Origin of the sequence: Xanthomonas sp. WHRI 1810A, assembly GCF_040202885.1 — a bacterium.
Classification (GTDB): domain Bacteria; phylum Pseudomonadota; class Gammaproteobacteria; order Pseudomonadales; family Pseudomonadaceae; genus Aquipseudomonas.
Map to the genome: position 1 here is coordinate 156,039 of NZ_JBEGED010000014.1, position 13,744 is coordinate 169,782.

Here is a 13,744-nt window from a genome sequence, read left to right on the forward strand (position 1 = left end):
ACTCTTCCACTCGGGGGAATTTCAGCCTATTTTAGTCAGAACGCAAAGCTTTTAGTCTTACAAATCGATCTAACAATAAGAGTGCTGAGTTATGTCTGATTCCGAGAAAAAACCTGTCCTGCGGTCTGCCCAATGGTTCGGCACGGCCGACAAGAACGGCTTTATGTACCGCAGCTGGATGAAGAACCAGGGCATTGCCGATCATCAGTTCGGCAAACCCATCATCGGCATCTGCAACACCTGGTCTGAACTGACCCCGTGCAACGCCCACTTCCGCACCATCGCCGAACACGTCAAGCGTGGCGTGATCGAAGCCGGTGGTTTCCCCGTTGAATTCCCGGTGTTCTCCAACGGCGAATCGAACCTGCGCCCCACCGCCATGCTGACCCGCAACCTGGCGAGCATGGACGTGGAGGAAGCGATTCGCGGCAACCCCATTGATGGCGTGGTGCTGCTCACCGGTTGCGACAAGACCACCCCGGCGCTGCTGATGGGTGCAGCCAGTTGCGACGTGCCAGCCATCGTCGTCACCGGCGGGCCGATGCTCAACGGCAAGCACAAAGGCAAGGACATCGGCGCCGGGACCATCGTCTGGCAGATGCACGAATCCTACAAAGCCGGGCAGATCAGCCTCGACGAATTCCTCTCCGCCGAAGCCGGCATGTCGCGCTCGGCGGGCACCTGCAACACCATGGGCACTGCCTCGACCATGGCCTGCATGGCCGAAGCGCTGGGCACGTCCCTGCCCCACAACGCGGCGATTCCGGCGGTGGACGCGCGGCGTTACGTGTTGGCGCACATGTCCGGCATGCGCGCGGTGGAAATGGTCAAGCAGGACCTGCGCCTGTCCAAGATCCTGACCAAGGAAGCGTTCGAGAACGCGATCCGGGTCAACGCGGCCATCGGCGGCTCGACCAATGCGGTGATCCACTTGAAAGCCATCGCCGGTCGCATCGGCGTCGACCTGGAGCTGGACGACTGGACCCGCATCGGTCGCGGCACGCCGACCATCGTCGACCTGCAGCCGTCCGGGCGTTTCCTGATGGAAGAGTTCTACTACGCTGGCGGCCTGCCGGCGGTGCTGCGGCGCATGGACGAAGCCGGCCTGCTGCCGCACCCCCACGCGTTGACGGTCAATGGCCAGAGCCTGCGGGAGAACGTGAAGAACTCACCGATCTACGGCGACGACGAAGTGATTCGCGCGCTGGACAACCCGATCCGCGCCGACGGCGGCATCTGCGTGTTGCGCGGCAATCTCGCGCCGCTCGGAGCCGTGCTCAAGCCGTCCGCCGCCACGCCTGCGCTGATGCAGCATCGCGGCCGCGCGGTGGTGTTCGAGAACTTCGACATGTACAAGGCGCGGATCAACGATCCCGATCTGGACGTCGACGCCAACAGCGTCATGGTGCTGAAAAACTGCGGGCCGAAGGGTTATCCGGGCATGGCTGAAGTCGGCAACATGGGCCTGCCGGCCAAACTGCTGGCCCAGGGCGTGACCGACATGGTGCGGATTTCCGACGCGCGCATGAGCGGCACGGCGTATGGCACGGTTGTGCTGCATGTGGCGCCGGAAGCGGCTGCGGGCGGGCCGTTGGCGGTGGTGCAGGAAGGCGACTTCATCGAGCTGGACTGCGCCACCGGGCGTTTGCATCTGGACATCCCGGAAGCCGAACTCGCCGCGCGCCTGGCTGATTGGCAAGCGCCGCCGCAGCTCCTGGTCGGGGGTTATCGCCAGCTGTACATCGACCACGTGATGCAGGCGGATCAGGGCTGCGATTTCGACTTTCTGGTCGGGATGCGCGGATCGGAAGTGCCGCGGCATTCTCACTGATGACGCCAACCCTGTAGCAGCGCGCTTGCCCGCGATGTGCGGTGTGTCAGGCACAATTCAATTGTCGGACCTGACGCATCGCGAGCAAGCTCACTCCTACACCGATTACCACAGCTGCGACTATCTGCAGCAACCGCAAACCCTGTAGGAGCGCGCTTGCCCGCGATGTGCGGTGTGTCAGCCCCACCCCTGTATCTGACCCAACGCTTTCGCGGGCAAGCGCGCTCCTACAATGGACCGCGTTAGTCCAGACACACCGCCCCGATGCTATGATGCGCCGCATTCATCGCCCAGGATCACCCCGCGCCCCATGGATTACCGTAAGCCCTCCGTCCGCAAAAGCATGCATTCGCGCATTGTCCAGGAACTCGGCATGCAGATCGTGTCGGGCCGTTTCAAACCCGATGACAAACTGCCGCCCGAAGCGCTGCTGTGTGAAGAGTACGCGGTCAGCCGTCCGGTGCTGCGCGAGGCCACGCGGGTGCTGGTCGCCAAGGGGCTGGTCTACTCGCGGCCCCGGGTCGGCACGGTGGTCAAACCCCGTCGCGAATGGCACATCCTCGATCCCGACGTGCTGCACTGGCTGATGCAAAGCTCCCCGCAAAACGAATTCTTCGCCCTGCTGACCAGCGTGCGCAGCATCATCGAACCGGCCGCCGCCGCCCTCGCCGCTCAGCACGCCAGCGCCGATGACATCGCCTTGATCAACGAGGCCTACACCCGCATGGAAGGCGCGCAGACGGTGGAAGAGGTGCTGCAACCGGACCTGGATTTCCACAGCCGCATCGCCGACGCCACCCATAACGACCTGCTGGCGCACCTGTGCAACATGCTGTCGCTGGCGTTGCGTGAAGCGCTCAAGCACTCTAATCAGCGGCCGAACCTGCACGAGCTGGCGCTGCCGCGGCACAAGGCGATCCTCACCGCCATCGAAAACCGCGACGCCCTCGGCGCCCATCACGCGACGCTGGTGCAACTGGACGATGCGCGCAATGCGTTGAGTGTGGTTCTCGGACAACCCCCGAAGTCCTGAAAACGCCTCGCCATTCGGGCTGATAAATGTCCTGTTGGAGCGAGGCTTGCCCGCGAAGCTCCAAACGCGGTGTTTCTGTAAAGCCACGGTCATGCTCTTCGCGGGCAAGCCTCGCTCCAACAAATGTCGGCAGCACTGTCCATGGATCAATGGGAAAACAACGAATGGCCCACCTTCCCCGCCATCTTCTCCGGCTTGATCAAAAACCGCGCCAGCGCGGGCAGCAGCCACAGCGCGCCGAACATGTTCCACAGCAGCATGAAGGTCAGCATCAGACCCATGTCGGCCTGGAACTTGATCGCTGAGAAAATCCACGTGCACACCCCGATGGCCAGGCACAGGCCGGTGAACAACACCGCTTTGCCGGTGGATTTCAGCGTCTGGTAATAGGCCTCCTGCAACGGCAGCCCGGCGCGCAGAAAGGTTTCCAGGCGGCTGTAGATGTAAATCCCGTAATCCACGCCAATCCCCACGCCCAGCGCCACCACCGGCAAGGTCGCGACTTTTACGCCGATGCCCATGAACGCCATCAGCGCATTGCCCAGCACCGAGGTCAGCACCAGCGGCAGGACGATGCACAAGGTCGCGGCCCACGAGCGGAAGGTGATCATGCACATCACGCCCACGCACAGGTAGACCAGCACCAGAATCGTCAGCTCGGCCTGCTTGATCACCTCGTTGGTGGCCGCCTCGATCCCGGCGTTACCGGCGGCCAGCAGAAACTCCAGGCCTTCCCGGTTGTTCTCGGCGGCGAAGGTCTGCACCGCCTGCACCGCGCGGTCCAGGGTTTCGGCTTTGTGGTCGTTGAGGAACACCAACAGCGGCGCCAGCGAGCAGGTGTTGTTGTAGAGCCCGTCGGCGCGGGCGATGGAGCTGTTGAGCACGTCCTTGTTGCGCGACAGCGACTCCCATTTCAGGTTGCCTTCGTTCATGCCCTTGATCACCTGCCGGGACACGGTCACCAGCGAGATCGCCGACTGCACCCCCGGCGTGTTCTCCATCTTCCACGACAGCTCGTTGATCGCCGACAGCGTCTGGTACGCCGAACAGCCCTCGGGCGGGGTCTTGACCATCACCACCAGCACGTCGGAGCTGGTGGAGTAATTGTTGATGATGAACGCGTTGTCCTGGTTGTAGCGCGAGTCGGGCCGCAGCTCCGGCGCGCCCTGATCCAGATCGCCGATCTTCAGGTGCTGCCCGTACCAAAGGCCGCCGCCCATGGCCAGCACCGCCAGCGCGATGGACACCGGGGCGACCTTGGCGCTGGCAAAGTTCGACAGCAGACGCCAGAACGGATGCTCGCGCACCGCATCCTGTTTACTGCGCACCACGGCCTTTTTGCTGATGCCGACGTAGGAAATCGCCACAGGCAGCAGGATCAGGTTGGTGAACACAATCACCGCCACGCCGATGGACGCGCCGATGGCCAGTTCGCGAATCACCCCGATGTCGATGATCAGCAGCGTGATGAAGCCCACGGCGTCCGCCAGAATCGCGATCATCCCCGGCAGAAACAGCTGGCGGAACGTGCGTTTGGCCGCGAGCAAGGGGCTGTCGGCGTCGCTGGATTGCAGGGCGATGCCGTTGATTTTCTGCACGCCGTGGGAAATGCCGATGGCGAAGATCAGAAACGGCACCAGCATCGAGTAGGGATCAAGCCCGAAACCCACCACATGCATCAGCCCCAGCTGCCAGATCACGGCGATCAAGGTCGTGCTCAACACCGCCACCGTGCTGCGGATACAGCGCGTGAACCAGATCAGCAGCACCAGGGTGATCAGGAACGCGACGCCGAAGAAAAGCACCACCATGATTAGGCCGTCGATCAGGTCGCCGACCTTCTTGGCGAAGCCGACGATGTGGATCTCGACATTGGGGTTCTGCGCTTCGTATTTGTCGCGGATCTTTTCTTCGAGCTGATGGGAGAACTGGCGGTAATCCAGCGGCACCAGCACGCTCTGGTCGGCCGGGTCCGGGTAGAACTCCTGCAGCGGCACGTCGACGATGCTGGACTTGAAGTTGTTCGCCACCAGCCGCCCGACCTGGCCGGACTTGAGCACGTTGTTGCGCAGCCGATCGAGGCTGGCCTCGGTCCCGTCGTAGCTCTGCGGAATCACCTCGCCGCCGGCAAACCCCTCTTCGGTCACCTCGGTCCAGCGCACGCTCGGGCTCCACAACGACTTGAGCCCGGAACGGTCCACCCCCGGAATGTAAAACACCTCGTCGTTGATCTGCCGCAGGGTCTCCATGTAGTCCCTGGAGAAGATGTCGCCGTCCTTGGCTTCCACGGAGATGCGCACGGTGTTGCCCAGATTCGTCAGGTCGTTGCGGTGCTCCATCATCTTCTGGACGAAGGGATGCCCCAACGGGATCATTTTTTCGAAGCTGGTGAACGGCCGGACCAGCGTCGCCTGCCAGAACAGGAACAGGCTGACCACCAGACAGATGCCGATCACCACCGGACGGTTGTTGAAGATCAACCGCTCAAGGAACGTGGACTTTTCTTCGGGGAGTTGCAGATTCGTCATGCAGAAACGTCCTTGCCTTCTGTTCTTATTGTTGGGCGACTTTTTTATCGTTGAGCCGCTACGGTTGAGCGACGTCGGTGCCCGAGGGCGACGTGACGTGAATGCCGCCCTGCCCCACCAGAATCAGATCGCCTTTATCGTCCTCGGCGACCCCGCTCAGCGAGAGACGGTCGGCGCGGTTGGACACTTTGAACGTCAAGCCGTCATCGCGGCTGCGCATGACACTGCCGCCGTTGCCCACCAGCACCAGCGATCCGTCCGGCAGCAATGACGCATTGGACAGGCTGAATTCCAGCGGCCCGCGCTCACCCTGTAACGCGATGGGCTGCCAGCTGTCGCCAAAATCGGTGGAGCGGTACAGGTTGCCGCGCAGCCCGTAGGCCAACAGCGTGCTGGCCTGCGCGGTGCCCACCACCCCGAACAGCGAGCCCTGATAAGGCCCTTCGAGTTTTTCCCAGGTCTGGCCATCGTCCGAGGAGCGAAACATGCTGCCCATCTCGCCGACGATGAACAGCCCGGCGCCCTTCACCTGAGCGATGCCGTTGAGGTGGAACTGGTCTTCGTTGTCCAGGCGCGCGCTGATGTCTTCCCAGTGCTGGCCGCCGTCGGTGGTTTCCAGCAGCGCGCCATAGGCCCCGACGGCGATGCCGGTCCGGGTGTCCTTGAACCAGACATCCAGCAGCGGCGCCTCGCGTTTGACGTCTTCGAACTGCTTGCTCCAGGTGGTGCCGCCGTCGCGGCTGGCGAGGATCTGCGCGTCGTGCCCCACTGCCCAACCGTGCTGGTCATCAACGAAATACACCGCCGTGAGCAGTTGCCGGGTCGGCACTTTGGCCTGGGTCCAGGTCTTGGCCTGGTCGTCGGAATAGAGAATATGGCCGCGATCACCCACGGCGATCAGGCGCTTGCCGGCCTGGGTCACGTCCAGCAGCAAACCGCGGGACGCCTTGGTGGATTCGATGGCGTAAACGGCAGGGTCGTCGGCGGTGGCAGACGCATCAACGGGCGCGGCGAATGTGGGGAACGAAGCGGTTGAAAGGGTCAACGCGAGGAGCAACAGCCTGGCGTTCAAGGGCGTCTTTGACTCAACGAGGCGATGGCCACGATGACCCGCGCGAACACCGAATCGGTCGCCCCCATTGACTGGCTCGCCCATGAAGCTTTTCCTTTTCTTTATTGTTATTGGTTTCATCGCCTGCGTACCGACCTGCCTGGCAGCGGACCCATCCTATCCAGCTTTGGAAAGCGCTGACAATCGAAGTGACGGCCTGTTTGGCTGAGCCACGACACGGTGATTGGCGGCTTATCACTGGGGCTGATGCAGACTTTAGCGCGCCGGATAAGCTGTCGAGTGACATACAAGCGAATGGCCACTTAACCAGTAAATGATCGTTCCCACGCTCTGCGTGGGAATGCATCCATGGACGCTCCGCGTCCGACGCGGAGCGTCATGTGAGGTGTTACCACGCGGAGCGTGGGAACCATCAGCAAACAATTCGCGAGCAAGCTCCCTCCCACATTGACTCCAGTGTTCCGGAGGAGGCAGGCCTGAGCCCACACAAAAAAGCGCCACCCCGCTTTCACGGGATGGCGCTCTTTTGGTGAAGCCGGTGGATCACTCCGCCAGGCTTTTGCTCACCACTTCATACACGTCAGGCGACAGCTGCCCCGAAGCGCGAATGCGCTCCAGCTCGCCTTTCATCAAGGCCTGGCGTTTGTCGTCGTATTTGCGCCAGCGGGTCAGCGGCGCCAATTGACGGGAGGCGATCTGCGGGTTGAAGCCGTTCAGCTCGATCACCAGGTCCGCGAGGAAGCGATAACCCGAACCGTCGGCGGCGTGGAAGTTGATCAGGTTCTGCCCGGCAAAGGCACCGATCAGCGCACGCACCTTGTTCGGGTTCTTCAGGGTGAACGCCGGGTGCTGCATCAAGGCTTTCACGCGCTCCAAACCACCCGGCAACGCACTGCCGGCCTGGACGCTGAACCATTGGTCCATGACCAGCGGGTTGTCCTTGAAGCTCTCGGCAAATTCCGCCAGCGCCTTGTCCTTGTCCGCGGTGAACGGCGAGTTGACCAGCACCGCCAGCGCGGTCAGGCGCTCGGTCATGTTGTCGGCGGTCTCGAACTGTTCGTTGGTGGCGGCCAGCACTTCAGGCTTGCCCACCAGCATCAGGTACGACAGGGCAATGTTCTGCAGCGCGCGACGGGCAAAGTGCTCGGCTTCTGCGACATACGGCGTGGCTTTGGAGACTGCGCGATTGGCCTGATAACGCGTCCACAGGCCGTCCGACAGTTTCTCTGCCAGTTGCAGACGGGCGAACTCCCGTGCGGCGTGGATGGCCTCCACATCAGCCACTTCGCTGATTTCGGTCAGATACGCCTCACCCGGCAGCGACAGCATTTCCGCGACCATGGCCTGATCCAGACTGTCGTCGGCCAGCACAGTGCTCAATGCCGTCACCAGACGCTGATCCATGTCCAGCGGCGTGCCGGCCTGATGCTGGCCGATCATCTCTTGCAGCACCTGCACCGACAACTGCTGGCCGGCGTCCCAACGGTTGAAGCCGTCGGTGTCGTGCTGCATCAGAAACATCAGTTGATCGCGGTTGTACGGGAAGCTCAGCTTCACTGGCGCCGAGAAGCCGCGCAGCAACGAAGGCAGTGGCTTTTCAGCGATGTCGACGAAGGTGAAAGTCTGTTCCGCCTCGATCACCGACAGCACGCGGGAGGTATTGACCGCCGCTTCTTCGCCCTGCAGACGCAACGGCAGCTCGGTGCCTTCAGCGTCCAGCAAACCCAGAGCCACTGGAATCACAAACGGCTTCTTCTCGCTGCCCGGCTGGCCCGGTGTGGTCGGCGCGGTCTGGCGGAAGGTCAGGCTGTAGGTTTTGGCGTCGGCGTCGTAGGCCTCGGTCACCGCCAGACGCGGCGTGCCGGCTTGCGAGTACCAGCGCTTGAACTGGGTCAGGTCGACGCCGTTGGCATCTTCCATGGCCTTGATGAAGTCATCGCAGGTCACGGCCTGGCCGTCATGGCGCTCGAAATACAGGTCGCTGCCGTTGCGGAAGCCGTCGGCCCCCAGCAGGGTGTGGATCATGCCGACGACTTCCGAGCCCTTTTCGTACACGGTCAGGGTGTAGAAGTTGGAAATCTCGATGAAGCTGTCCGGGCGCACGGCATGGGCCATGGGGCCGGCGTCTTCGGCGAACTGGTGGGTGCGCAGGTAGGCAACGTCCTGAATGCGCTTGACCGTGGCCGAGTTCATGTCCGACGAGAAGCCGGCATCACGGAACACGGTGAAGCCTTCCTTGAGCGACAGCTGGAACCAGTCGCGGCAGGTCACGCGGTTGCCCGACCAGTTGTGGAAGTATTCGTGGGCGACGATGGCCTCGACCCGCTGGTGCGCGGCGTCGGTGGCGGTTTCGGCGCGGGCCAGCACGGCGCTGGAGTTGAAGATGTTGAGGCCCTTGTTCTCCATGGCGCCCATGTTGAAGTCGTTGACGGCGACGATCATGAAGATGTCCAGATCGTATTCGCGGCCGTAGACCTCCTCGTCCCAGCGCATGGACTTCTTCAGGCTGTCCATGGCGTGCTGGCACTTGTCGACGTTCTCCGGCTCGACAAAGATGCGCAGCGTGACCTTGCGGTCGGTCATGGTGATGAAGGTGTCTTCGATGCACCACAAGTCACCGGCCACCAGCGCGAACAGGTACGCCGGCTTCTTGAACGGGTCTTCCCAGGTCGCCCAGTGCCGGCCGTCGTCGCCAGGGCCCTGAGCCACCAGGTTGCCGTTGGACAACAGCACCGGGAAGTCATGCTTGCTGCCGCTGACCGTGGTGGTGAACTTGCTCATCACGTCCGGGCGGTCGAGGTAATAGGTGATCTTGCGGAAGCCCTCGGCCTCGCACTGGGTGCAGAACATGCCGCTGGACTTGTACAGGCCTTCCAGCGCGGTGTTGGTCTCGGGGTGGATCCTGACCGTGGTGTCCAGCGTGAAGCTGTCGGTCTTGGGGTGCACGGTCAGGCTGTCATCGGTCAGCAGGTAATCGGCCTCGGTCAGGTCGATGTCCGCCAGCTTGATCGATTGCAACTCAAGCAGCTGACCGTCGAGGACCAGCGGCGGCAAGCCGGCGCCGCGCTCGGGGTTGCGGCGCATCACCAACTGCGCATGGACCAGCGAGTGGTCATCGAACAATTCGAACGTCAGGTGCGTCTCGTCAATGAGGTACTCAGGCGCCTGGTAATCTTTCAGGTAGATCATTTTCGGCTGGTCGGTGCGCATGGTGATTCCTTATTACTGATGCACGGCGAGTTGATACGCCGTGTACTTGCGAATATTGATCACGCCGGTATCGAAGATCAGGTACTGGCCCTTGATCCCCATCAACGTGCCTTCGGCGATCGGGTCCTTGTCCAGATTGAAGCTGACGATCTTGGTCGGGTACGCCTGGACCGGGTAAACCATCTCGAGCGGTTCGACGTCATGCAGCAGTTGGATGGCCTGCAGCCCGAATCGTTCTTGCAGCGCCATCAGGCCCGCCCCGCAGGAGGCGAACAATTGCTGGCGCACGGCCTTGAGGTCCACCGCCGGGGCGTCGCCCTTGAGCAGCGCGCGCCAGTTGGTGCGGTCGGCCACCTGACTGCGCAGCAGGTCTTCGACGAAGCCTGATTGCTGACGGGTCGCCACCCGCAGGATCGGCAGCGCCTGACTGGCGCCCTGGTCCAGCCAGCGGGTCGGCAACTGGGTAGCGCGGGTAATGCCGACTTTTACGCCCGAAGAATTGGCCAGGTAGACCACGTGATCGGTCATGCAGAACTGCTGCCCCCACTCCGGATCGCGGCAGGTGCCGTGTTCGTGGTGGCACTTTTCCGGGCTCATGATGCAGATGTCGCAGTGCGCCAGCTTCTGCATGCACGGGTAGCAATGACCCTGGCTGAAGCTGGTCTTGGTGCGACGCCCGCAGTGGCTGCAATAAATAGCGCCAAGGTATTCCAGGCGCACGGTCTTGCCGATCAGCGGATTGACCGCGATCTCGGTCTCGCCCAGACGAAAGCTGTACTCAACCCGCGACGCCTCTAGACGCGCCGACATTTTGTTGACTGCACCGCGGCCAAGCTCAATCAATGGATAGCGTCCGACTTGAACAGGATATTGGGCACCGGCGCCGATTTGGACGCGCATTCCTGCGGGCCCATGTAGCCGATGCGCTGTTCTTCGGGCACGTTGCGCATTTCCCAGGCGATCAGCGCCTGCAGCGACAGCTCGCGTTGTTCCTGGGTCAGCTTGCGCCCGTCGGACCATTTGCCGATTTCCACGGCCAGTTTCAGGCTCTCGTAGATGTCCGGGGTGATGTTTTCAATCATTTCGTTGAATGTGGACATGAAGTGCTCCCAGAGTTAGCCGGCGATTTTAGTGTTTACGGCGGGCCAATGCACCGCCCAGCAGACCTGTTGCACAACCGATGATCAGCCCGCCCACGTGGGCGCCGTTGGCGATTTCGCCAAAGCCCAGCAGGCTGACCACACCGGTCAGGCACACCGCCAGCCAGACCAGCATCATGATCAGCACGCCACGGGGCAAACGATACATGGGGTTGGGCGCCAGCCATTGAAAGAGCCAGCAGTGACCGAGCAGGCCGTAAAGCACGCCGGACAGCCCGCCGAACAGGCTCGGCCCGCTCCAGAGGTACTGGATGTAATTGGACACGGCGCTGAACAACAGCGTCAGGCCCAGCAACTGCCAACCGCTCTGGCGCAGTTCGATGCGCTTGCCCAGCTCCCAGTACCACATGGCATTCATGGCCAGGTGCAGCAGGCCAAAGTGGATGAGCATCGGCGACACGATGCGCCACCACTGCCCCGCCGCCAGGCTGTCCTGCAGCGGCGTAAACAGGGCGTACTGCCCGTTGACCCGAAAATCGTTGAAGGTGAACCAGCTCAGCGTACCGAGGTTGTCGCCCAGTAAGGTGATGCCGGCGACGATGGCTGCCGCCAGCAGGATCAACGCGGTGACCGGGCTGCTGCGCAACTGCACCCACGCCCCGGCCAGCCCGCTCGGGCGCCGGAACGTCGACACCTGCTGACCGGCCGGCAGCTTCGCAGTGGGGTCGCCTTCGGGGTAACGCTGATACAGATCACGCACGTCGTCGGCCAGTTGCGCCGCACCCGGCACCCACAGCACTTGCTCGCCGGCCTCCTCGCTGACCCGATGGGGGACGTTCAGGCGCGTGAGCAGGTCGACGAACCCGCTCAGGTCGGTGTTCAACGGCAGACGTAAAACGGCGACAGGACTCATTCGGCACTCTCGGGTCGGGTGACATCGACCCAGACAAATTTGCCCGGATCGATCTGTGTTTCCTGATCGAGCCGGTAGGCAACCAGTTTGCCGTACAGCACCGCGCTGTAATCCAGGCAGGCCAGGTTCGGCCGAATGGCGGCGGGGATGCCACTGCGCCAGTAATGACCGACGAACAACAACGGTTCGTTGATGCCATACCGCAGCAGCGCGTTTTTCTCGGTGTCGGACAGCGGACGCTTGGCGACAGGCTCGGGCAATGCGTCCGGCTGAAACACCACGTCGCCGTAGGTTTGCGGGTCGTCTTCCCAGAACTTGGTGCGGAACGAGGCGCGGGTCAGGCCGTCGCCACCGGTCAGCGTCATGCCATGGGGCAAACGCATGTCGGTGCCGCGCAGCAGACGGTCGAACACCGCCGCTGCGAAACTGCCCGGGATCGCCGAGGCCTCGACGAAATGCTGGTCGATCCGGCCGTCGCCGTGCACACCGCGCAGCGGCTCGATCAGCCTGGCGTCCCAGCAGGCGTGCACCATGCGGAACCGCTCGGCATCGACGAACAACGGCAGTTGGTAAAACCATTGGGTGAAATCGTGCCAGTCGCCGGGATGCTGCTCGAACTGCGCCAGGGTTTCGCTCAGCAGCCGGGTATGACGCGGCGAGTGTTCGCGAACGAACTGCTGGCCGGTTTCCGGCGGCGCCGGGGTGATCCAGCCCAGGGCGTTGAATTCATGGTTGCCCATGATGCACAGCGCCTGACCGGCCTCGACCATGTCATGCACGATGTGCAGCGCCTGGCGAATCTGCGGGCCGCGGTCGATGATGTCGCCCAGGAACAGCGCCATGCGCTCGGGATGGCGCCAGACACCGGCCTGAAACCGGTAGCCGAGGGTGTCGAGCAGGTGCTCAAGGGTCTGGGCACAACCATGCACGTCACCGATCAGATCGTAGCCACGCGCGGGATCGAGCATCAGTCGCCTCCACCGCCGAGCCGACTGCCCCAACCCAGCTTGGTGCGGCAGACCTCGTAGTAGTTGTGGTCGAGGGGGTGGATCAGGCGCAGCTTCTGCGGCTTCTTCTTGACCGTCACCGTGTCGCCCGGCGCGCAGGTGAAGTGGTTCTGCCCGTCGCACGAGACCTGTGGGTAGATCGTCATGTCCTTGGACACCACGATTTTCAGCTCACTGTTGCCGTCCACCACGATCGGCCGCCCGGACAAGGTGTGCGGGTACATCGGCACGATGACGATGGCGTCGAGCTTGGGATGCATGATCGGCCCGCCCGCCGACAGCGCGTAGGCCGTGGAACCGGTGGGCGTCGCGACAATCAGCCCGTCGGCCTTCTGGCTGCAGACGAACTGGCCGTCGATGTAGATTTCGAATTCGATCATGCGCGTGGATTTGCCGGGGTGCAGCACCACATCGTTGAGGGCGTCGCCCTGGCCGATGGCTTCCCCGTGGCGGCGGACTTCGGCTTGCAGCAGGAAGCGGTCTTCCACTAGGTAATGGCCGTCCAGCACTTCGGCGACTTTCACTTCCAGTTCATCCGGGCGGATGTCGGTGAGAAAGCCCAGGCTGCCGCGATTGATGCCCAGCACCGGGACGTTGTGCCTGGCCAGCGCGCGGGCGGCGCCCAGCAGGCTGCCATCGCCGCCGACGACGATGACCATGTCGCAGACTTCGCCCAGCATCTTGCGCGAGGAAGTTTGCATGCCATGCCCGGGCAGGACTTCGGCGATGGTGTCTTCAAGAATCACGTGCATGTGCCGCGACAACAGGAATTTCTTCAGTCGGCGAACGGTCTCGAGCACCTGCGAACTGCCCAGGCGACCGATGATGCCGATATTACGAAATTGCTCCATGGGGCTCCCGAGGGCTCTGGCGCGTGCAAAGAAAGCGATTATGGGCGAAAGGCCCGAGCTGCGGCAAATAAGCGATGCCGGCCGCTGCTTTTGTAGGAGCGCGCTTGCCCGCGAACAGCCGGCACATCCGACGCACCTTTAGCGGCACGAAGGTGGCTATCGCGGGCAAGCGCGCTCCTACAGGGGATTTGGCGGTAAC

The 13,744-nt window shown here is 62.6% G+C and carries 10 protein-coding genes; 2 read left to right on the plus strand and 8 right to left on the minus strand.

Features of this window, described 5'->3' with window-relative positions; translation table 11 throughout:
- The first annotated feature begins 91 nt into the window (after nucleotides 1-91).
- The gene (locus ABQX22_RS20150; protein WP_349801610.1) at nucleotides 92-1,831 is read left to right on the plus strand and encodes an IlvD/Edd family dehydratase; all 1,740 of its coding nucleotides are present in this window, start codon (nucleotides 92-94) and stop codon (nucleotides 1,829-1,831) included.
- Between the two features lie 343 nt (nucleotides 1,832-2,174).
- Nucleotides 2,175-2,864, plus strand: coding sequence for a FadR/GntR family transcriptional regulator (locus tag ABQX22_RS20155; RefSeq protein WP_349801636.1), 690 nt, complete (start codon nucleotides 2,175-2,177; stop codon nucleotides 2,862-2,864).
- Nucleotides 2,865-3,010: 146 nt separating this feature from the next.
- Here ABQX22_RS20155 and ABQX22_RS20160 read toward each other — a convergent pair whose 3' ends face one another.
- From ABQX22_RS20160 to ABQX22_RS20195, 8 genes are all read right to left on the minus strand, one after another.
- The gene (locus ABQX22_RS20160; protein WP_349801611.1) at nucleotides 3,011-5,392 is read right to left on the minus strand and encodes an efflux RND transporter permease subunit; all 2,382 of its coding nucleotides are present in this window, start codon (nucleotides 5,390-5,392) and stop codon (nucleotides 3,011-3,013) included.
- 58 nt (nucleotides 5,393-5,450) lie between these two features.
- Nucleotides 5,451-6,548 carry a WD40/YVTN/BNR-like repeat-containing protein gene (locus ABQX22_RS20165; RefSeq protein WP_349801612.1) on the minus strand — a complete coding sequence of 366 codons (1,098 nt, stop codon included), beginning with the start codon at nucleotides 6,546-6,548 and terminating at the stop codon, nucleotides 5,451-5,453.
- 459 nt (nucleotides 6,549-7,007) lie between these two features.
- Nucleotides 7,008-9,674: an aminopeptidase N gene (pepN, locus tag ABQX22_RS20170; protein ID WP_349801613.1), complete on the minus strand. Its 2,667-nt coding sequence runs from the start codon at nucleotides 9,672-9,674 to the stop codon at nucleotides 7,008-7,010.
- 12 nt (nucleotides 9,675-9,686) lie between these two features.
- Nucleotides 9,687-10,484, minus strand: a complete 798-nt coding sequence (locus tag ABQX22_RS20175; protein WP_349801614.1) for a DUF2797 domain-containing protein — start codon at nucleotides 10,482-10,484, stop codon at nucleotides 9,687-9,689.
- A gap of 29 nt (nucleotides 10,485-10,513) precedes the next feature.
- Nucleotides 10,514-10,774: a YeaC family protein gene (locus tag ABQX22_RS20180; RefSeq protein ID WP_349801615.1), complete on the minus strand. Its 261-nt coding sequence runs from the start codon at nucleotides 10,772-10,774 to the stop codon at nucleotides 10,514-10,516.
- A 28-nt stretch (nucleotides 10,775-10,802) separates the two neighbouring features.
- Nucleotides 10,803-11,687: a rhomboid family intramembrane serine protease gene (locus tag ABQX22_RS20185; RefSeq protein ID WP_349801616.1), complete on the minus strand. Its 885-nt coding sequence runs from the start codon at nucleotides 11,685-11,687 to the stop codon at nucleotides 10,803-10,805.
- Nucleotides 11,684-12,655 (minus strand): metallophosphoesterase, encoded by a 972-nt coding sequence (locus ABQX22_RS20190; protein ID WP_349801617.1) that lies wholly within the window; start codon nucleotides 12,653-12,655, stop codon nucleotides 11,684-11,686. Before ABQX22_RS20190 ends, ABQX22_RS20185 begins: the two co-directional genes overlap by 4 nt.
- Nucleotides 12,655-13,545: an NAD(+) kinase gene (locus tag ABQX22_RS20195; protein ID WP_349801618.1), complete on the minus strand. Its 891-nt coding sequence runs from the start codon at nucleotides 13,543-13,545 to the stop codon at nucleotides 12,655-12,657. The genes ABQX22_RS20190 and ABQX22_RS20195 overlap by 1 nt, the downstream gene beginning before the upstream one ends.
- Nucleotides 13,546-13,744: the final 199 nt, after the last annotated feature.

What these genes read in the sequence shown, in the direction of transcription:
- ABQX22_RS20160 (WP_349801611.1), bottom strand. Translation starts at nt 5,392, where the DNA reads ATGACGAATCTGCAACTCCCCGAAGAAAAGTCCACGTTCCTTGAGCGG.
- ABQX22_RS20175 (WP_349801614.1), bottom strand. Translation starts at nt 10,484, where the DNA reads ATGTCGGCGCGTCTAGAGGCGTCGCGGGTTGAGTACAGCTTTCGTCTG.
- ABQX22_RS20180 (WP_349801615.1), bottom strand. Translation starts at nt 10,774, where the DNA reads ATGTCCACATTCAACGAAATGATTGAAAACATCACCCCGGACATCTAC.
- ABQX22_RS20185 (WP_349801616.1), bottom strand. Translation starts at nt 11,687, where the DNA reads ATGAGTCCTGTCGCCGTTTTACGTCTGCCGTTGAACACCGACCTGAGC.
- ABQX22_RS20195 (WP_349801618.1), bottom strand. Translation starts at nt 13,545, where the DNA reads ATGGAGCAATTTCGTAATATCGGCATCATCGGTCGCCTGGGCAGTTCG.
- ABQX22_RS20155 (WP_349801636.1), top strand. Translation starts at nt 2,175, where the DNA reads ATGCATTCGCGCATTGTCCAGGAACTCGGCATGCAGATCGTGTCGGGC.
- pepN (WP_349801613.1), bottom strand. Translation starts at nt 9,674, where the DNA reads ATGCGCACCGACCAGCCGAAAATGATCTACCTGAAAGATTACCAGGCG.
- ABQX22_RS20165 (WP_349801612.1), bottom strand. Translation starts at nt 6,548, where the DNA reads ATGGGCGAGCCAGTCAATGGGGGCGACCGATTCGGTGTTCGCGCGGGT.
- ABQX22_RS20150 (WP_349801610.1), top strand. Translation starts at nt 92, where the DNA reads ATGTCTGATTCCGAGAAAAAACCTGTCCTGCGGTCTGCCCAATGGTTC.
- ABQX22_RS20190 (WP_349801617.1), bottom strand. Translation starts at nt 12,655, where the DNA reads ATGCTCGATCCCGCGCGTGGCTACGATCTGATCGGTGACGTGCATGGT.